23 protein-coding genes are annotated in these 19,266 nt (G+C 41.1%); 5 read left to right on the forward strand and 18 right to left on the reverse strand.

Features of this window, described 5'->3' with window-relative positions; translation table 11 throughout:
* The first annotated feature begins 21 nt into the window (after positions 1 to 21).
* On the forward strand, positions 22 to 1,386 hold the full coding sequence (locus BN2425_RS15150) for an amino acid permease (protein ID WP_042461112.1): 1,365 nt from the start codon (positions 22 to 24) through the stop codon (positions 1,384 to 1,386).
* An 86-nt stretch (positions 1,387 to 1,472) separates the two neighbouring features.
* Here the strand turns inward: BN2425_RS15150 and BN2425_RS15155 are convergent, their stop codons facing one another.
* The 5 genes from BN2425_RS15155 to BN2425_RS15175 all read right to left on the reverse strand — a co-directional run bounded on the left by BN2425_RS15155 (position 1,473) and on the right by BN2425_RS15175 (position 6,196).
* On the reverse strand, positions 1,473 to 2,249 hold the full coding sequence (locus BN2425_RS15155) for an enoyl-CoA hydratase-related protein (protein ID WP_042461114.1): 777 nt from the start codon (positions 2,247 to 2,249) through the stop codon (positions 1,473 to 1,475).
* A 79-nt stretch (positions 2,250 to 2,328) separates the two neighbouring features.
* Positions 2,329 to 2,958, reverse strand: a complete 630-nt coding sequence (locus tag BN2425_RS15160; protein WP_042461118.1) for a LysE family transporter — start codon at positions 2,956 to 2,958, stop codon at positions 2,329 to 2,331.
* Between the two features lie 94 nt (positions 2,959 to 3,052).
* Positions 3,053 to 3,511, reverse strand: a complete 459-nt coding sequence (locus tag BN2425_RS15165; RefSeq protein WP_042461122.1) for a GtrA family protein — start codon at positions 3,509 to 3,511, stop codon at positions 3,053 to 3,055.
* Positions 3,462 to 4,502 carry a glycosyltransferase gene (locus BN2425_RS15170; RefSeq protein WP_042461124.1) on the reverse strand — a complete coding sequence of 347 codons (1,041 nt, stop codon included), beginning with the start codon at positions 4,500 to 4,502 and terminating at the stop codon, positions 3,462 to 3,464. Before BN2425_RS15170 ends, BN2425_RS15165 begins: the two co-directional genes overlap by 50 nt.
* Positions 4,503 to 4,522: 20 nt before the next feature.
* Positions 4,523 to 6,196 (reverse strand): DUF6044 family protein, encoded by a 1,674-nt coding sequence (locus BN2425_RS15175; protein WP_406603193.1) that lies wholly within the window; start codon positions 6,194 to 6,196, stop codon positions 4,523 to 4,525.
* Positions 6,197 to 6,373: 177 nt separating this feature from the next.
* Here BN2425_RS15175 and BN2425_RS15180 point away from each other — a divergent pair, with 177 nt between their 5' ends.
* A complete protein-coding gene (locus BN2425_RS15180; protein ID WP_042461128.1) occupies positions 6,374 to 7,360 on the forward strand; it encodes an ion channel in 987 nt (328 codons plus the stop codon).
* Here the strand turns inward: BN2425_RS15180 and BN2425_RS15185 are convergent, their stop codons facing one another.
* The 3 genes from BN2425_RS15185 to BN2425_RS15195 form a co-directional block, all read right to left on the reverse strand.
* Positions 7,361 to 7,768: a YugN-like family protein gene (locus BN2425_RS15185; protein ID WP_042461130.1), complete on the reverse strand. Its 408-nt coding sequence runs from the start codon at positions 7,766 to 7,768 to the stop codon at positions 7,361 to 7,363.
* Between the two features lie 100 nt (positions 7,769 to 7,868).
* A complete protein-coding gene (locus BN2425_RS15190; RefSeq protein WP_042461133.1) occupies positions 7,869 to 9,218 on the reverse strand; it encodes a glucose-6-phosphate isomerase in 1,350 nt (449 codons plus the stop codon).
* A 158-nt stretch (positions 9,219 to 9,376) separates the two neighbouring features.
* Positions 9,377 to 10,540, reverse strand: coding sequence for an iron-containing alcohol dehydrogenase (locus BN2425_RS15195; protein ID WP_042461135.1), 1,164 nt, complete (start codon positions 10,538 to 10,540; stop codon positions 9,377 to 9,379).
* Between the two features lie 137 nt (positions 10,541 to 10,677).
* On the opposite strand from BN2425_RS15195, the gene BN2425_RS15200 reads away from it, so the two are divergent.
* Positions 10,678 to 10,908, forward strand: coding sequence for a DUF378 domain-containing protein (locus BN2425_RS15200; RefSeq protein ID WP_042461138.1), 231 nt, complete (start codon positions 10,678 to 10,680; stop codon positions 10,906 to 10,908).
* A gap of 45 nt (positions 10,909 to 10,953) precedes the next feature.
* Here the strand turns inward: BN2425_RS15200 and BN2425_RS15205 are convergent, their stop codons facing one another.
* Both BN2425_RS15205 and yugI read right to left on the reverse strand, forming a co-directional pair.
* Positions 10,954 to 12,156 carry an ornithine--oxo-acid transaminase gene (locus BN2425_RS15205; protein WP_042461141.1) on the reverse strand — a complete coding sequence of 401 codons (1,203 nt, stop codon included), beginning with the start codon at positions 12,154 to 12,156 and terminating at the stop codon, positions 10,954 to 10,956.
* A 352-nt stretch (positions 12,157 to 12,508) separates the two neighbouring features.
* Complete coding sequence (yugI, locus tag BN2425_RS15210) at positions 12,509 to 12,907, reverse strand: S1 domain-containing post-transcriptional regulator GSP13 (protein ID WP_042461143.1); 399 nt, start codon at positions 12,905 to 12,907, stop codon at positions 12,509 to 12,511.
* Between the two features lie 320 nt (positions 12,908 to 13,227).
* Between yugI and BN2425_RS15215 the strand changes: the two genes are divergently transcribed.
* On the forward strand, positions 13,228 to 13,488 hold the full coding sequence (locus BN2425_RS15215; RefSeq protein ID WP_042461145.1) for a helix-turn-helix transcriptional regulator: 261 nt from the start codon (positions 13,228 to 13,230) through the stop codon (positions 13,486 to 13,488).
* Positions 13,489 to 13,674: 186 nt separating this feature from the next.
* Here BN2425_RS15215 and BN2425_RS15220 read toward each other — a convergent pair whose 3' ends face one another.
* The 6 genes from BN2425_RS15220 to BN2425_RS15245 all read right to left on the reverse strand — a co-directional run bounded on the left by BN2425_RS15220 (position 13,675) and on the right by BN2425_RS15245 (position 17,385).
* Positions 13,675 to 13,938, reverse strand: a complete 264-nt coding sequence (locus BN2425_RS15220) for a DUF1871 family protein (RefSeq protein ID WP_042461148.1) — start codon at positions 13,936 to 13,938, stop codon at positions 13,675 to 13,677.
* 45 nt (positions 13,939 to 13,983) lie between these two features.
* Positions 13,984 to 14,361 carry a PH domain-containing protein gene (locus BN2425_RS15225; protein WP_042461150.1) on the reverse strand — a complete coding sequence of 126 codons (378 nt, stop codon included), beginning with the start codon at positions 14,359 to 14,361 and terminating at the stop codon, positions 13,984 to 13,986.
* Between the two features lie 127 nt (positions 14,362 to 14,488).
* Positions 14,489 to 15,697 (reverse strand): serine-tRNA(Ala) deacylase AlaX, encoded by a 1,209-nt coding sequence (locus BN2425_RS15230; RefSeq protein WP_042461152.1) that lies wholly within the window; start codon positions 15,695 to 15,697, stop codon positions 14,489 to 14,491.
* 144 nt (positions 15,698 to 15,841) lie between these two features.
* On the reverse strand, positions 15,842 to 16,210 hold the full coding sequence (locus BN2425_RS15235; RefSeq protein ID WP_042461155.1) for a hypothetical protein: 369 nt from the start codon (positions 16,208 to 16,210) through the stop codon (positions 15,842 to 15,844).
* 152 nt (positions 16,211 to 16,362) lie between these two features.
* Positions 16,363 to 16,572, reverse strand: coding sequence for a hypothetical protein (locus BN2425_RS15240; RefSeq protein WP_042461157.1), 210 nt, complete (start codon positions 16,570 to 16,572; stop codon positions 16,363 to 16,365).
* A gap of 78 nt (positions 16,573 to 16,650) precedes the next feature.
* Complete coding sequence (locus tag BN2425_RS15245; protein WP_406603196.1) at positions 16,651 to 17,385, reverse strand: peptidylprolyl isomerase; 735 nt, start codon at positions 17,383 to 17,385, stop codon at positions 16,651 to 16,653.
* A gap of 128 nt (positions 17,386 to 17,513) precedes the next feature.
* Between BN2425_RS15245 and BN2425_RS15250 the strand changes: the two genes are divergently transcribed.
* Positions 17,514 to 17,897, forward strand: a complete 384-nt coding sequence (locus tag BN2425_RS15250; RefSeq protein ID WP_042461165.1) for a kinase-associated lipoprotein B — start codon at positions 17,514 to 17,516, stop codon at positions 17,895 to 17,897.
* Positions 17,898 to 17,950: 53 nt separating this feature from the next.
* Here the strand turns inward: BN2425_RS15250 and kapD are convergent, their stop codons facing one another.
* Both kapD and BN2425_RS15260 read right to left on the reverse strand, forming a co-directional pair.
* Positions 17,951 to 18,574, reverse strand: coding sequence for a 3'-5' exonuclease KapD (kapD, locus tag BN2425_RS15255; RefSeq protein WP_042461168.1), 624 nt, complete (start codon positions 18,572 to 18,574; stop codon positions 17,951 to 17,953).
* A 175-nt stretch (positions 18,575 to 18,749) separates the two neighbouring features.
* The gene (locus BN2425_RS15260) at positions 18,750 to 19,130 is read right to left on the reverse strand and encodes a hotdog fold thioesterase (protein WP_042461170.1); all 381 of its coding nucleotides are present in this window, start codon (positions 19,128 to 19,130) and stop codon (positions 18,750 to 18,752) included.
* Positions 19,131 to 19,266: the final 136 nt, after the last annotated feature.

Below are 19,266 nucleotides of genomic sequence, written 5' to 3' on the forward strand. Positions count from 1 at the left end.
CGGCTTAAAAGGAGAATTAAGATGGGTAATTCAAAGACAGGAGCACAGGAGGAAAAGTTAAAATGGTGGCAGCTTTCCTTATTTGGCATTGGCTGTACAATTGGCACTGGCTTTTTCCTTGGTTCCAGTTTAGCAATCAAGATGGCAGGGCCATCCATTTTAATTGGCTATTTCATTGCTGCAGTGGGTACCTATTTCGTTTTCGATGCTCTTTCTAAAATGACCGCCAAGGAGCCTCTCGAGGGTGGCTTTCGCTCCTATGCAAAAAAGGCCTATGGAAAATGGGCCGGATTTAGCAGTGGATGGGTTTATTGGTGTTCTGAGGTACTAATTATGGGAAGTCAAATGACGGCCCTTTCTATCTTTTCGCGATTTTGGTTTCCAAAGGTGCCACTTTGGCTGTTTGCAGCAGGTTATGCCATCCTTGGTCTTGCCATCATTTTGATTGGGGTAGGCGTTCTTAATAAGATTGAAAATATTTTAGCCGTTTTAAAAGTATCAGCCATTCTGATGTTTATCGTGATCGCCTTTCTTGCCCTTTTTGGCGTCATTGATGGTGATAAGCCAATCCGGTATCCTAATGAAACACGAGACTTTTTCCCTGGAGGAGTTACGGGATTGTGGTCAGCTGTACTATTTGCCTTTTATGCCTTTGGTGGCATTGAAATTCTAGGATTAATGGCAAAAAATTTAAAAGATCCAAAGGAAGCGCCTAAAGCAGGGAGAGTCATGCTGTTTACCTTAATGATTTTCTACGCTGTCTCGATCGGACTTGCCGTGACAATGGTGCCTTGGAATCACTTCAACACAAAGGAAAGTCCATTCGTAATTGCTCTGGACGCCTATAATCTGTCCTTCGTACCTCATTTTTTTAATGCGGCGTTAATTATTGCCGGTTTTTCAACGATGACCGCTTCCCTTTACGGTGTGACCAGTGTCCTTGTCACTTTGGCAAAGGAAGGAGATGCCCCGGCCAGCTTTGCAAAGAAAGGCAAATTAAAGGTCCCTTGGCCAACATTGCTGATTACTTTGGGGGGGATTAGCTCATCGGTGTTGGCGGCTCTTCTCATGCCGAACCGGATTTATGAATATATCACAACAGCAGCCGGGCTCATGCTCCTCTATAATTGGGTGTTTATCTTAGCGTCCTCTAGAAAGATCTTGAATTTAACCACAAAAGATAAAATCAAATATATAATCGGAGCAGTGTTTATATTCATCGCCGTAACCGGCACACTATTTCACGATACAAGCCGTCCAGGATTCTTTATCAGCCTAGCATTCATCTCCGTTATCGGGCTCATAACATTACTAATGAGAGCAAAATGGAAAAAAGCAGAAAAACCAAAAAGAAAAAGCATCCTTAAACCTTGGCCAACAGCCTAGTGGGGACAAGTCCCCACTACACTAAAGAATTAACGCAGTGGGGGACTGTCCCCCAGCTCTTTAAAGCGGTAGAGGACTGTCCCCTTTTATTCTCCTTTGAAGGTTGGTGGGCGTTTTTCTTTGAAGGCGTTTAATGCTTCGATTCGGTCTTTGGTTGGGATGATGACTTCGTATGCTTTTGATTCGATGGCGAGTCCGGTTTTGATGTCGACGTTGCTGCCGTTGTTTATGGCATATTTTGCTTGGGTTATGGCCAAGGGCGCGTTCTTGGTAATTTCTTGTGCCAAGTCGAGGGCAGTAGGGGTTAATTCGTTTCGTTCAACGACTTTATTTAAAATTCCGAGCTCATATGCCTGCCAGGCATCTATTTTTCTTGCGGTGAAGATTAATTCTTTCGCCTTCGATGTGCCAATTAACCGGCTTAGCCGCTGTGTTCCACCGGCACCGGGAATGATTCCCCAGCTCACCTCCGTCAATCCGATTACGGCTTCTTTTACGGCAATGCGAAAGTCGCAAACAAGAGCAAGCTCCAGCCCGCCTCCGAGTGCATATCCATTGATTGCTGCTATGGTTGGCTGCGGCAATTCTTCAATCAGTGTAAACACGTCCCTAATCATATGGACATTTCTCAGAACGCCTTTTTCGTCTAATGTGCTGCGTTCCTTTAAATCTGCCCCTGCACTAAACGATTTTTCACCAGCTCCCGTGATAATAACAGCTCGTACCTCTTTGTCCAATTTCAGTCCGGCCACAATTTCTCTCAACTGACAAAGACTTTCCCAATCAAAACAATTTAACTGATCAGGTCGGTTAATCGTGATAATCGCCAATGGATACTCAACAGTTAACTCTACTTTCCTCATGTTATTCCCTCCTCGTATTCTAGGAAAATTTCATATAAAAAGGTAATGGTATTTTCTTACATAGTAATGTCTCCGTTTTTTATCTGTCAAATAAAAGATTAAAAGCTTGGAAGCCAAAATAGATTCCAAAGCCAATTAGGGAAAGACCGGAAAGAAAAGATATGACTACCAGCAGTTTGGAGGTTAAAAAATTGCGGAAACTGCTCGACACACCCGCCATAGTAACATCCCAAATGAGCAGCCCAATAAAAATGGCGCTGCTGTACAGAACTAATTGACCAGTCTCATAGCTGGCAGCTGTCTTCGCCAGAACAGACCCATAAATCCCCAGCCAAAACAATATAGTCAAAGGATTGGATATGCTCATGAAAAATCCAGTAATAAAAGATTTAAATAATGGTTCTTTTCCCCTAGCCTGCTCCAACGAAATTTTCCCTGCATTTAACATCGTTTCTATCCCCGTATAGATAAGGACAAAACAGCCGAACAGCCAAAGAAAGGTCTGAACCATCTCTGCTTCGAGAAATTTGACAACCCCTATGTACACCACAAGCATATAAATGCCATCGGCAATAACTGCCCCCACCCCGATTAACCACGAATGCATAAAGCCGTTACGAATCCCTCTATCAATTTGTGCTGCATTAACGGGTCCAATTGGAGCAGCCAGCGATAATCCCAACAAGATATAACTCAAAAAAACATTCATTCTCTTCTACCCCTCCCCTAAAAGAAGCCTGTCTACCCATATTTATTCACGAAGGAGAGGTTGTACTACAAAAAAATACAGGCTAACCAAGAAATCAGCCTGTTTTAGCGGTTGTGATTTTTTTAAAAACAAAAAACTTTTGTCCGAGATAATTACTTCCGGTGTAAAAGATACTTCCTAACAAGACAGAGTAAATGTGAATATTCTGTGGACTGATCAATTGCAGGTATGAAATCGATAGAACTAATTTTTCACTAAGATAATAGGAACAGAAATAACAAATAAGGATGGTTGCAAAAAATTTGGGCATTCCTGATTGGCTCGAGACGTTGCTTCGAAAGGTGAACGTCCGGTTCAAAAAATAGCTGATACACGCTCCTGCCGCATTTCCTATGAACGTGGAGGCCCAATAAGAAAATCCTGCTAAATTTAACATACATAACGTGGTAGACAGCCCTGCAGCCGTATTCACAAACCCGATTAATAAAAACCGAAAGAAAGAATTATTGATTCGTTTCAGAAACTTTTTTGTTATCAATTCGAAACGGTTCATCCTCTCCAAGTGAATTTAATAGATGGCGTCTCGGAATTGGGAGACTCATTGTATCGATATCAATAATGTATTTGGGCCGTTGCTTGGTCTCTTTATAGATTTTACCTATGTACTCCCCGATGACCCCAATGGCGATTAATTGCAGGCCGCCGATTAGCCAAATCGAGATGATTAAAGAAGTCCAGCCAGTTTGGGTGGCCCCTAAGAATTTTAATGCGATAAAATATCCTCCGAATAACAGGCTGGCTAAGAAGGAAAGAAGTCCGACGATTAGCACAAACCGGATCGGTGAAACAGAGAAAGATGTAATCCCGTCAAAAGCAAACGCCAGCATTTTCTTAAGAGGATATTTTGTTTCCCCAGCCTGCCTCTCTAAGCGATCATAATGAACAATATCAGATCGGAAACCAAGCAATGGAACAATACCCCTTAAGAAAAAATTTGCTTCTTTGAAACGTTCCAGTTCCTGTAATGCCCTTTTGCTCATTAGGCGGAAATCTGCATGGTTATAAATAAGGTCGACCCCCAGCTTTTTCATCAAACGATAAAAACCCTGTGCGGTGCTCCGTTTAAAAAACGTGTCCGTCCCACGACTTTTTCGGACACCAAATACAATGTCACAGCCCTCCCGATATTTTAGGATAAACTCGCGAATGACGCGAATATCATCCTGGAGATCTGCATCGATCGAAACTGCACAGTCCGAAACATCTTTGGCTTTCATTAGCCCTGCAATTAGTGCGTTTTGATGTCCAACATTCCGGGCTAATTTCAACCCACGGATATACGGGCTCCGCAGCCCTTCCTTGTAAATCATATTCCAGGTTTGATCCTTGCTTCCGTCATCGACAAATAAAATCTTGCTTTTATCCGAAACCAGCTCTTCGGATATGAGTTCTCTTAACAGCTGCTCAAGCTCTGTAAACGTTTTAGGCAATACGGCTTCCTCGTTATAACAGGGTACAACAATTGTTAGAATTGGTTCGATCATCTTCGCTTTACCCCCGATGTCTAAGATGTCCTGTATAAATAAATTTTCCATGCGGAAGTTTTCGAAACGAAGACCTTTTCGAGTTTTAGCTGATTTTGTTCCGCATTATCAATTGGCAAAGCAGAAAAAATATAGCGGCCGCCCATTTCTTTAAAAACTTCCGTGTTAAGTTCTAGGTCTTTCAAGTGTCGTTTTGAATCTTTTTTAATCATGTATCTTTTTCCAAGCTGGGCGGTAAAGATGTAGCAGCGCCCGCCCCATTTATCAAAGTATTTCTGAATGGTACTATTTTTCTGTAATTCTTTTTCAATGATTTTTCTAAATTGGTGTTTATAGCGCAGCGGATAGAAATTATTATAGGTATCTAGCGTGTAGAACCCATTGTATTGGGCTATCGCCGGATGGATTCCAATGCTTGCCACCCGGTATTTCTCCTGAGGCTGTCCGATATATTCTTTAATATTGTGAAATAATTCTTCCGCATAAAATTCCTTTACCGTAGGTTTTTGCCGGTATATGATTTCATCATTGAATAAGCACAACAGCAAAATCTGCAAGGCTGCTAACCACTTGGCGGTTTGCGACCAGCTGAACCCCTGGAGTGAGATGATTCTCAAGGCAAGCGCGAAACTGGCATAAATCACCATCGGCCTTAAAAAGTGATAGCGGGCAAAATTAAATGTATTCATAAAATGAAACCTTTGCGTTAACGGCTGCCATCCTTTATAAAACCAAAAAGCATACCATAGAGACAATAGAAAGTTTAATACAAAGAGGACGACGAAAGTCCGTTCCTGCTGCCATAGCTTTTTGGAATAAACAAGGTAGAACGCAATAAAAGTAGCGGGCACAATAAATAAGGTATGGACAGTCATGACATGAGTGTGGCCCAGGAAGTAATTTTTGATGGTTAATCTAACCGCATGCCAGAACGAGAGTTGGGCGTGAAAATATTCATCACGGCTGTTCGGCTCCCCTTTTACGAAAAAGGAGTACACCAGTCGATACTCTATTAACATAAACACAAACGACATATACAAAATAGAGAATAAAAATCGTAAATTCCAGTTCTTCCTCCTTAACACGTCCGTAAGCCACAGGAACCCCATTGCGGACAAGAAAAAGAAAAAACCCAACACAATACTGGCGTAAAAGGGTAGGAAGGTCAGGACAGCGTAACTTTTTAAAGATTCCTCCCCATTCCGGATGTTTAAAAATGCCCACAGGGCAAGTGGCATCCCTAAAGTACTGAGCATTCCCGACGGCCAAAACGGTGTTAAGGCAAATGCCAGTGCGGCAGCTATGTTAAGTGGAAGCCATTTTTCTTCGGGAAGCAAATGCTGTTTCAATAACAGATACATACCAAAAAACGCAACCGCTCTCGTTAACGCTTGATTGATTCCATAAGCAACCATTGTCGGGAATAACGAATACAGCCAAACTATGATACTGTATTCAGTCCCAAACGCATTCCTTGGCAGATAGCCATTTATAATCTGTGGAATCACCCCTGTTACTCCGCCAAACATCTGACCGCTTCGTGACAACACTTTATACCATGCCAGATTCGAGTCTAAGTTGTCATGGACCCGTATATGGGCGTTACCCTGTAGGATAAACAATGGAGAAAGGTAAATAGCAAGCACAAGTAAAGCAAAAATTATATATCTTTGTTCCTTTTTTAAAACCATCATCACTTATCGACACCTCAAAAATGGTAAGTAATGCTATGCATTCTTAAAGTCTGCATAAAGGTAGAAGATTATTCCTTTTGGATTGTAAATTGTCGAGAAAGTATGCAAAGAACAATTTATTAGATGATAATTTTTGGCAAATAATAAAATGTGCGAAATAAAAATGAGGTGAAGAGATTGCCCAATCGAATATTGATCAGCTTTCTGCGATTGCCCTTGCTTTTACGAATTTTGTTCATTGCTTTGCTGGTTTTCCTTACATTTGGCGTCTCCATTCATTTATTAGAACCAGATACTTTTCCTTCCGTATTTGACGGCATTTGGTGGGCCATTATTACAGCTTCTACAGTAGGCTATGGTGACTTTGTTCCTCATTCCCTGCTGGGAAGATTAACGACACTAATATTGATTTTATTGGGGGCGGGTATCGTCTCATCTTATTTTGGAACGTTAGCTGCTGCCGCCGTCACAAAGCAGGATGCCTTATTAGAAGGAAAAGTTGCCTTTAAAGGAGAAGGCCACATTATTATTATTGGCTGGAATGAAAGGTCTAAAGAAATTATTCAAAAGTTAATACATATAAAACAACCGAAAATGGTTGTGTTAATTGACGAAACCCTGGAGGAGAATCCTATTCCCTCACGTTATCTCCATTTTATTAGAGGAAAAGCCCATGTTGATGAGACCATTATAAAAAGTGACGTTTTGCATGCGGAAAAGGTGCTGATTACAGCTGACAGGGGAAATGATGAGTTACAGGCAGATATGAACAGTATCCTTACCTTACTAACCATAAAAGGCCTCTGTTCTAAGGTAAAATGTATCGTTGAAATTTTGACCGCAGAGCAAGTTATTAATGCCAAAAGGGCAGGGGCCGATGAGGTGATTCAGTCCAATAAGCTAACTAGCATTGTGATGATGAACAGCATTCATGCGAATGAGGATGGGCTATTATCGACCATTGTTCACCTGTTGCAGGAAAACCGGCTGTCTACCTTTTTTGCTTTAGATTCAGACGTTGGCAAAACCTTTCAAGAGCTCGGTCAAGAAAAAATCAAAAAAGGATGCCTGCTGATCGGCATAAAAAGAGGAGAGGAAACACTTCTGAACCCTCCCCGTTCAATTGAAATTATGAAAAGCGACCTGCTGTTAATCCTTCAATAATTAATCAGAGAGCAGTAACGTTTCCAATTCTGAAACTAATGCCTTACCTGCCTCAACGTATTGACTTGGGATGCTATCATCTTTATCTACTGGTTCTTGGAACTGATTAAATGAAGCTGAGAAGTTTCCCACTTCTCCTTGCACATCCAAACCTGATTCATATTGGTGGGCTAGCAAGAATGGCCTGCCAACCTTAACGATACAATTGTCGGCATCTAGTTGACTGTCTACAGCTGTAAAAGGCAGCCTGAGAAACTGATAGCCCTGCTCGTCATTCAGCTTGTAATCAAAACAACCGTGGTCATAATCCCAATTCCCTCCAATTGTATAACCGACTGGTTTTAATTTTTGTTCCAATTCATATAAATCAAACCGCTTTCCCTCGACTTTTGATGGCAATTCAATCATTATGTTACCCCCTTTAGTCCAATCACAATTAGTTTCTCCATTCTGGTAAATTCCATTAAAAAAGTGCTGATCATTGGATCTGCACTTTTTTAAACATTATTTATTTCAGACGTTTTTCTAGTTCAGCCTTTATCTCTTCATATCCAGGTTTACCTAACAAAGCGAACATATTGACTTTATACGCCTCAACCCCTGGCTGGTCAAATGGATTTACTCCAAGCAAATAGCCGCTCATAGCACAGGCTTTTTCAAAGAAGTACACTAGATAGCCAAATGTATACTCGTCCATTTCAGGAATGGTTACAATTAAGTTAGGAACTCCTCCATCAGTATGGGCCAGCATCGTGCCTTCAAATGCCTTATTATTGACAAAATCAATTGTTTTACCAGCAAGATAATTCAAACCATCCAAATCATTCTCCACAGCTTCGATTGTTAGCTCATGGCGTGGTTTTTCCACTTTGATGATTGTCTCAAATAAATCGCGGCGTCCTTCCTGTACATACTGTCCAAGCGAGTGCAAGTCAGTCGAGAAGTTGGCTGATGATGGATAAATTCCTTTTTGGTCTTTGCCTTCACTTTCACCAAACAGCTGCTTCCACCATTCGGAAAAGTATTGCAGCCCTGGCTCATAGTTGATCAACATCTCAATGGTTTTCCCTTTATTGTAAAGAATATTTCTAACGGCCGCATATTGATAAGCAGCATTTTGCTCCAGTTCAGAACCGCTGAAATCGTTTTGGGCTTGACGAGCACCCTCCATCATTTTTTCAATGTCCGCTCCGCTCACTGCAATTGGCAGCAAACCAACCGCTGTCAGTACAGAATAACGGCCGCCGACATCGTCTGGAATGACAAATGTTTCAAAGCCTTCTTCGTCAGAAAGGGTTTTTAACGCGCCTCTTGCTTTATCAGTGGTGGCATAAATTCTCTTGCGCGCTTCCTCAGCTCCATACTTTTCTTCAAGCAGCTTCCGGAAAATCCGAAATGCAATAGCTGGCTCGGTCGTAGTACCTGACTTGGAGATTACATTGATAGAAAAATCTTTTCCATCAAGTAAATCCATAACATCCCGCATATACGAAGAACTAATGTTGTTTCCTGTAAAAATAATTTGCGGTGTTTGTCGTTTTTCTTTAGGCAATGCATTGTAAAAACTGTGCTGGAGCATTTCAATAGCAGCTCTTGCTCCTAAATAAGAACCTCCAATACCTATTACAAGCAAAACGTCCGAATCAGATTTGATTTTTGCAGCCGCTTTTTGAATTCGTGCGAATTCTTCTTTGTCATAGTTGGTTGGCAGGTCGATCCAACCGATAAAATCATTTCCGGCACCTGTTTTCTCATGCAAGGAATGATGGGCAACCTTGACCAAGTCCCTTAAATATGTAATTTCGTGCTCTCCAAAGAAAGCAAGTGCTTTTGAGTAGTCAAAACGAACATGTGTCATGCTTACTCCTCCATTATTTTATATTTCATTACTCACTTTATCGAATGATGACCAGAATATCAAGATAACGCATATGATGTAAGCGTGCCCATTATCGATAATTTTTTTACACTAATTATCAAACAAAGAACCCGGATTAGAAATCCGAGTTCTTATTTTTATAGTGATGCGCGATAAATAGCTAAAACATCTTCACGGTCCAGTTTGGCAAACCGGCCAAATTCACCATTTACCATTGCCCGATCGGCCATCACGTCGAGTTTGCTACCATCGATGTCATAGTCGGCCAAGCGGGATGGCGCTCCAATGCTGTTCCAGAATTCACGCAGTTTTTGAATGCCTTCCAAACCTGCTTCTTCTGCCGTCTTCCCTTCTGGATTTACTCCAAAAACTCTCTCTGCCAATTTTTTAAAGCGCTCTGGTTTAACACCTAGATTATGCTCCATCCAATGCGGGAATAAAATTGCCAGTCCTCCGCCATGCGGTATATCATACACAGCAGAAACGGCATGCTCAAGATTATGGGTTGCCCAGTCACCGTTATACCCCATATTTACCATGCCATTTAACGCCATAGTGCCGCAATAAAGAATAGTGGCACGATGCTCGTAGTTTTCAAGGTCCTCCAGTAATTTCGGCGCAGTTTCCATTACTGTTAATAGAAGCCCTTCACACATACGGTCCTGAAAGTCGGTATGCTCTTCAAGATGAAAATAGTGTTCAAACACATGTGACATCATATCGACAATCCCGTAAATAGTTTGATTTTTTGGTACTGAATAAGTATGTACCGGATCTAATATAGAAAATTGCGGGAACGTAGCTGGACTGCCCCAGCCATATTTTTCGTTTGTTTCCCAATTGGTGATAACAGATCCTGAGTTCATTTCGGATCCAGTTGCCGCGAGAGTTAATACAGTTCCAAAAGGGAGAGCTTCCTTGGCGAACGCTTTTTTAGTTACGAGATCCCATGCATCGCCATCATATTTTGCACCGGCAGCAATAAGTTTGGTGCAGTCAATGACACTTCCACCGCCTACTGCAAGTAAAAATTCGATACCTTCCTGTTTGCAAATTTCAACACCTTTACGGGCCGTAGTGATGCGAGGATTTGGCTCCACACCGGACAGTTCAAAAACCTCTGTCCCAATTTCTTTCAAGAGGTTGACCACCTTGTCATATAACCCAGTCCGCTTAATACTGCCTCCGCCATAGACAAGCAATACCTTTTTGCCAAAGCGGGGTACCTCTGCTTTTAATTGTTCAAGCTGATCTTTCCCAAAGATTAATTTAGTCGGGTTTTTAAATGTGAAATTCTGCAAATTTCAGCACCTTCCTTTCCATTCTTCATTATAGTATAGTCTGTTATTTTGCCAAAAAAATTTGTTCATTTTCAATGAATATTTTATTGGAGTTGATTAATTCTAATAATGAATATATTCCAAAAGGAGGAACCATTTTGAGCGCTATCCAACGTATTGCACTTGTCCTTACCATTATCGGCGCCATCAACTGGGGGCTGATTGGCTTTTTTCAATTTGATCTTGTTGCCGCCATTTTTGGAGGCCAAGACAGTGCCCTTTCAAGAATTATTTATGGTTTAGTTGGAATTGCAGGTCTAATCAACCTAGGACTGCTGTTTAAACCTAACCGTGAAACGGTAAGATCCCCAGAAACTAGCCAATCTTAATAAAGTGAAAAAACCGGTACAAAGTATACCGGTTTTTTCTTTGGTTTAACCCAACACCTTATGAATCCTCTCTAATGCCCAATCCAATTCGTCCTTCGTAATCACCAAAGGGGGAGCAAACCTGATAACAGTATCATGCGTCTCCTTACACAATAAACCATGCTCTTTTAATTGTTCACAATATTTTCTGGCCGGCTGATTGAGAACCATGCCAATAAATAATCCCCGTCCCCGAATTTCTTTTATGATTGGATTTTTTATCTCTTTTAACTTTTGGAAGAAATACTCTCCCATCTCCAATGAACGTTCAGCCAGCTTTTCCTCTACCAAAACATCCAGTGAGGCTATCGACACAGCACATGCCATCGGATTACCGCCAAAGGTAGAGCCATGTGAACCTGGATTAAATACACCTAAGATATCTTTGTCTGCGGCAACGCAGGAAATTGGGAATACTCCACCGCCCAGGGCTTTTCCCAGGATATACATATCCGGCTCAATCCCTTCCCAGTCACAGGCAAACATTTTTCCAGCTCTACCTAATCCAGCCTGGATTTCATCTGCAATAAATAGAACCCTATTCTTCTTACAAAGGTCATAGGCTGATTTTAGATAGCCTTCCGGGGGAATGACAATCCCGGCTTCCCCTTGTATAGGCTCCACTAAAAACGCTGCTGTGTTAGGCGTAATAGCTGCTTGCAATGCCTCTATATCACCGTAAGGCACGAGTTTAATTCCAGGGAGCATTGGACCAAAGCCTCGCTTGTATTCATCTTCTGATGATAACGAAACCGCTGTCATTGTACGCCCATGGAAATTTCCGTTACAACCAATGATCTCAACCTGGTTTTCTGCGATTCCCTTTACATCATACCCCCAGCGGCGTGCAGCTTTTACAGCTGTTTCAACAGCCTCCGCTCCTGTGTTCATGGGAAGAGCCATTTCCTTATTGGTTATCTCGCAGATTTTTTTATACCATGGTCCTAGCTGGTCATTATGGAAAGCACGGGAAGTCAGGGTTACCCGGTCTGCTTGTTCCTTTAAGGCTTGAATAATTTTTGGGTGGCGATGTCCTTGATTGACAGAGGAGTAAGCGCTTAACATATCCATGTACTTGTTGCCTTCTGGATCCTTTACCCAAACTCCTTCAGCATATGAAATGACAATCGGCAAAGGGTTATAATTTTTCGCTCCGTACTTCTCAGTCACTTCAATCAATTCATTTGATTTATTCTTTCTGGATGACATAATCGTTCCTCCCCATAGCCATTTAGTGATTTAAAATAGGCTCTGTTATATTTGGATGTTGACTTCCGCTCCAGAAGCTTTAAGTGTTCCCGCGGGCGTGCCGGGGAGCCTCCTCGGAGCTGAAAGCGCCTGCGGGGTCTCCCCACCCCCGTACTCCCACGGGACACTGAAATACATCCTCGCATCAGCCCACGTACGAAGAAAACGCGATAGCATAATTGAGGATTTTCGAGGAGTCGAGCGCCTTCCGTACCAATCAACAAAGCTAAAAAATAATAATTATCGTTTAACAGAGCAAAAAAATAAGGTCTAGTACAGACAAAAATATGCAAGTTCTAGACCTTATCCTGATTTATTTTTTTATTAAATCTTCGCGCTGTGATTGATCAATCCATTCCTGCAGCTTCTCTTTTAACGTGTTAAATCCTTGTTGACCTTCAGCCTCGGGAATAATGGCAGCGGCTTGACGTTTCCGAGGTTTCTTTGGTTTCGCGCTTTGGACTGGCGCCTCTTCCGTTGCTTTAATAGACAGACCGATTTTTCCGGCCTCTTCATCAACGGATAAAACCTTTACCTTAATTTCATCCCCAACTTTAAGATGGTCATTAATATCCTTTACGTACCCGTGAGTAATTTCAGAAATATGAACAAGTCCTTGTGTATGTTCATCTAAAGCCACGAATGCTCCGTATGGTTGAATTCCTGTAACTTTTCCTGTAATGATACTACCTGGTTCAATTTTATCAGACATGAAAACACTCCTAAATATACAATTTAATTTTCCCATTTATATGCAATATAAAATTATATCATACTTAGAGCCTCGAATCAAAGAAGTATCTGGATTATTTGTCGTCTAATTTAAAGGCACTGTTAAATTTGGATGTTGATTTCCGCTCCAGTCACTCGCTTTCCGCGGGCGTGCCAGGGAGCCTCCTTGGCGCTGAAAGCGCCTGCGGGGTCTCCCTAGCCCCGATTTGTAACACAAAATTCATTCCTTCCCCACCTTGTAGAGAAAAATTCCATGTTAAACTAAACTTGATTAACTACGTATTAAAAGAGGTGATTAGTATGAGCCGTTCAATAGGTCAAATCATTAAGGATGCAAGGGAATTAAGGAAGATGACACAAGAGGAGCTTGCACATAAATTGAGAGTGGGGGTTCATACACTTGAAAAGTATGAATCCGAAGAGCAAAATCCGAGTAATGAGACGATCTTAAAGCTGTCCACAGTATTAGATTTGCCAGCTACTGCCCTTTACAACAGCCTAAAACATCATACAGCCTCTTCAGCAGCAGACGTTAAACATTCACAATATAAAAGAGAATGAAGAAGGTTTAAAATATTAAAAATCCTCTTTATTCTCCCTCTTTATATAATGGAACCAAGTATAAACTAGGGAAAACTGGATAAACTTATTTTATAAGCTTTCTAGTATTCCCCCCCTTTTTGAGCGGACAACTTATTGGTTGTCCGTTTTTTTTTTAATACCTGGAAGTTATTTATTCGATTCGTCTTATATCGAGCAGGATTGGTCCGCCTTAATCTTAAGTAACTGTAAGGCAACATGGTAACAACCTTCTAAGGGAATCAACTTTTCAAAGGAAAATTCGTAAATAGCTTGGATTTGTTTTGCCAGTTTTGTTGGATCATCCATTATGTGAACCGCCTGAATCACATCAGCAATCTCTGTTTCATAACTTTCCGAACTTAATTGAAACGGGTCCCATTCATTTAAAATATCAACATATTTTAAGTTAGTCTCAACTTCTTCTCTCATGTTTCCACCTATCATTTTACCTGCTTTAGATTTTTCAAAAGAATGTTATTTCAGCACATAAGCTGCAAGAACACTTTGAAGTTCATAGATATTTAAATTCTTATTAAATTGTTTTTGCAGTGGCAGTGCGTTTCCAGATATCCAAATTTTTAATTCCGCATCTAAATCAAAGTTTCCGGCAGTCTCAATGCTAAAGTGGGTAATGCTTTTATATGGTATAGAATGATACTCCACCTTTTTACCAGTTACTCCCTGTTTATCCACTAATATTAATCGTTTATTTGAAAAAATGAACAGATCACGAATTAGTTTATATGCCTTTTCAATTCTCTCATTGGGTGCAAGTATTTTAGCATATTCTTTCTCTATTTCTGCCACATTGATTTCGGAAGCATTCCCCATTAAGCCATCTAAAAACCCCATTATATCACCCTCATACTTTGATAGTTAAAGTATACCTAATGAACCTGAAATAGAAAACTCACAACCCTCATTATCCTTATCTCAAAAATTAGTGTCTTCTCGGGTTACTCTGCCCTTATTATGCCTTTCATTCGTTGCAAATATCATCCTTGGATGCTATTTGCTGCACATAGTCCAATAGCTGTTCTCCGGAAACCAGCGCGTCCCCGCCCCCTTGAGCAAAACTATCATTGCCTCCCCCTTTTCCATTGATAACTTTAAGGGCATTGCTAAGTATTTTCTTCATACTCTCAGCCCGTGCTTCACCTCGTGCACATACAAGCTGAAGGCGATTTTCATTTTCTGAAATAAGGAACACAATCGCCTGATTATTCTCAGTAATCATCAAGCGCGCTAGTTTTTGAAGCTCTTGTATAGTACGGTTTTGAAAAACAATCCCTATTTGATGATCGGTGCACTTATCCAGCCATTCTCTTGCCTCATAGTGAAGCAGAAGCCCCAGCTGTTCTTCAATTTGCTTTTCCGCTGCTTTTGCACTTTCTACCATTTTCACAACAGCTTGTTCCATATCCCGTTCTGGTGCATTGAGTAACTGGGTTAATTTCAGCAGTAGTTTTTGTTTTTGGTCAAATTGGCTTAAAACCCGTTCCCCACAAATAAAAGTAAGGCGGACCTTTTTCTTTTGCCTTTCCCAATTCAAGACTTTAATAGCGCGAACTTCGCCCGTAGTTTTGGGATGTGTACCGCCGCAGCCATTATAGTCAAACTCCGGAATAATCACCAAGCGAATATTGTCTTTTACTTTTGTTTCTTTTCTTAGAGGATAAAGTGAAAGCTCACCTTCGGTTACCCATTTCGTTTCAATCGTCCTGTTCTCGAGGATTATTCGATTCGCTAATTGTTCAGCTGCTTCTGCCTGTTCCTCATTCAGTTGTTCGGTCTCCAAATCGATGGTAACCGCGTCATTTCCAAGATGGAAACCAATGGTTTTATAACCAAATAAATGGTCAAAGGCGGCAGAAAAAATATGCTGCCCGGCATGCTGCTGCATATGGTCAAACCGGCGTTCCCAGTTAATGGTGCAACATACTTCGTTACTTAGATCCTGTATTGGACTGTCGAGATAGTGAAAGATCTCCCCATCTACTTCTTCGACGTTTACCACCTGTTGTTCTCCGATAAATCCAGTATCAAATGGCTGCCCCCCTCCTGTTGGATAAAAGGCAGTTTGATCCAATACTGCTAGCCATCTGCCATCCTTGTCCTGTTCCTGTCTTAACACATGTGCTGTAAACAAACTTATGTATGCATCATGATAATAAAGCTTAGTAGCCAAGATTGTACACTCCTTTTTTACGTCCCAATAATATACATTCAGTATAGTAGAACTAATTCAAAATGAAAACCTGCCCTTAAAAAGAAGGCAGGTCTTAGGATGAGTATAAGGGGATTATATCCAATGAAACATGTTCAAAAGCTTCTATTTCTTATCTTTCTTCCTTAACGGATATTGACTCCCAAATTGACCTAATTGTTGAGGATATCCTCCCATTTGTGGGTATCCTCCCATCTGCGGGATCCCTCCCATTTGTGGGTATCCTCCCATCTGCGGGAACCCTCCCATGTGAGGATATCCTCCCATTTGTGGGAAGCCCCCCATTTGCGGGTATCCTCCCATCTGCGGGAACCCTCCCATTTGCGGTTGTCCTCCCATCTGCGGGAAGCCCCCCATTTGCGGTTGTCCTCCCATTTGCGGGAAGCCCCCCATTTGCGGTTGTCCTCCCATTTGCGGGAAGCCCCCCATTTGTCCAGGCATGCCTTGTGAACCTGAAAGTTGCCGTTTAGTCATTAATCGTATCGCCTCCTTTATGTCTCATGATAGAGTATGTCTTTCTTTTTGGATTAGCTTAGATATTTACCCATAACTTATCCATTTCATTAAAAACAGGCTTATCCATCCGGATTACGACGACCTGTGGCATAAAAAAAGAACAGCATCGGTCAGCTGTTCTTTTGCTCTGTTTGACTTTTTTTTAACTGTTCTTCTAATTGCTTTGCCTTCTGTTCATCCCGCTTAGAAATTTTCACGATGATCCGCATGGCAACAAGTGCTCCGGCCATAAAGATAATTAACGATATAACTGCGGGGACGTATTCTGATTTATCCTCTGGAAAATATAAAAACAAAGACAAGACTAAGGAATGAAACATTTTATTCTCCCCTTCTGCAGAGAGCTTGTTTTAATAATTAATTATACCAATACTATATGTTCTATTCCAATAATCTGCCTATTTCAAAACCTTGATCCCTTTTATCGTTACATCATTTTGTGGTTTATCCTTTGCATCAACCGGTGTACTGGCTATCGCATCGACCACATCCATTCCTTCAATTACTTGGCCGAAAACAGTATGTCTTCCATCCAGCCACGGTGTCCCGCCGTTTTGGTCATAGGCATGAATGATGTCATCCGGGTAGCCTGCTTTTTTCATTTGGTCCTTCATAGATGGGTCCAATTTGGTGCTCTGGACAATAAAGAACTGGCTCCCATTTGTATTGGCACCAGCATTTGCCATTGATAATGCTCCGCGAATATTAATCAAATTGGGTGCGAACTCGTCCTCAAAAGGTTTCCCCCAGATACTTTCTCCTCCGGTCCCATTCCCCTTTGGATCACCGCCTTGGATCATAAAATCTTTAATAACCCGATGAAATATTAGCCCATTATAATACCCTTGCTCACTATGGGTAATAAAATTCTCCACCGCTTTGGGGGCATACTCCGGAAATAGTTTAATTTTAATATTTCCCATCGAGGTCTCCATTTCAACAAGCCGCTCATTCTCCGAAACCTCTTTCGTAAGTTGAGGATAAACTCCGTTCTCCACTGGTTTGTCTCCTTCCTTCTGTTCGGTCTTCGATTTTGAACTCTCAGGTTTTGCCCCATTCTCGTTTTTGCTGGTCCCACAACCAGCAAGACTAATGAGCAAAACCAATGTTACACAGGTTAATATAATTGTCATCTTGTTCCTCATAGTAGCTTTCCTCCAATTTTTTCACTTTACTCAAATATAATGGCAATATATTTTTAATTTAGCTATTTTCATAATAAAATGAAAGAAACAAATTTGCTAGTTAGGAGTGATTCGCAATGGAAGAATTACAGGCAGGTACCATTGTAACAGGAATTTACAAAACAGGAAAATATATCGGGGAGATTACGGAAGTTCGCCCGCAGCATTATTTAGTAAGAGTGCTGGCAGTTGCCAAACATCCTATGCAGGGAGATCTGCATCATCCTAAAGAGGCGGATGTGGGATTTTTCCATGAACGGCGTGCTCTAAGCTTCAGAGAGCAGGCGAACATACCAAAACAAATGGTCAAACCATTTGACGGGGAAGTGCCGGATTATCAGCAATCTCTTCAAGAATCCGTTCAAAAAATGAGGGATGAGTTGAAAGAACAGGCATCCCCATGGGCAGAAAAAAGCTTACAAATCATTAAATCATTGGAGAAAGATTATTTCAAAGGGTAATAATAAAAATAATAATAAATAAAAGGCCAAACCGGTTTAAAGGATTTGGCCTTTTATGCGAATTCATTTAAAAGTTTTGAGAAATCAACTCGGTCACCAATGGTGGTTGGTTTTGGCTTTTCTAAATACCGTTTATCCTTTTCTACCAGCTTAAAAATATTATACGTAGTTAAAGCATCATCCAAGGCACGATGGTGCCGGCCTGTCCCTTCTTTACCATATTCCTGAACGGCTTTCCATAGGCCCGTTTGGTTTTGGTCTCCAAAGAATCGTTTGTACTCCATCGACAAATCTAATTCATGTGCTTGAAATGGGAAAGGAACACCCGCGGCTAAACAATTCTGCCTTAGTACCTTCATATCCATATTGCCCCAGGTAACGATGGTGGTGTCTAATTTGTTTTTGGTAAACTCCTCAAGTTTTCGAACAAATTCAAAGAAAGATAGCCCCGTATCTACCTGCTCCTGTGTTATATGTAAGAACGATTTGCAGCGTTCCGATAATTTCGAGAATTTTAGTGGCGTAACAAAGGAGGAAAACTGCTCCATTATTTGATTATCGACCACGGAAACAATTCCAACCTCAATAATTTCAGCAAAAAAGTCCTTCGCCCGTACATTTCGCTCAGGCATAGTAAACTCAAAATCAATAAATAAATACTGCTTCTTTAAGACCATAAATATTCACCACCTTTATCGTACATTTGTAATACATTATATAAAAAACCTGTACAAAAAAATTGTGCTTATATCTTACATTATAGCACGAATTCTGGCTAAATTTTTTAAATTTTGAATAAACAGATGTAAAAAAAAGGATAGGAACAAATCCATCCTTTTCCATTCAGAAGCATTATTTTTTCCTTTTAATAATTGCCATTGTACACCTAGAAACACAAATCAGCCGGTCTTGTTCATCCGTTATCTTGATATCCCAAACCATGGTTGTTTTTCCTCTATGTAACAAGGTCCCTACGGCGGTAACTGTCCCATCCGACTTTGGCCGGACATGGTTTGCATTAATTTCAAGTCCTGCTACGGCTTCTGTTTCTTTGTCCACTAATTCATAGGCACCAACGCTAGCGACTGTTTCAGCCAAAGCTACGGACGCTCCTCCATGGAGAATACCAAATGGCTGCCTCGTCCGCCTATCGACCGGCATCGTGGCGATTACTCTTCCATCTTCAATATGGGACAACTCTATTCCAAGTGCCGCTATTAATGTTTCCTGCATGTTTCTTACTTCCTCTCTTATGTAATGTTTTTATAATCTAAATATTCTATCCATTATAAGGAAATCCTTCTTATGATTTCAAAATGCCATGTTTCTAAAGGAAAAACAGCTCTCATGTACGAGCTGTTTCTTCGTT

Source organism: Neobacillus dielmonensis (genome assembly GCF_000612665.1).
Taxonomy (GTDB): Bacteria; Bacillota; Bacilli; order Bacillales; family Cytobacillaceae; genus Neobacillus; species Neobacillus dielmonensis.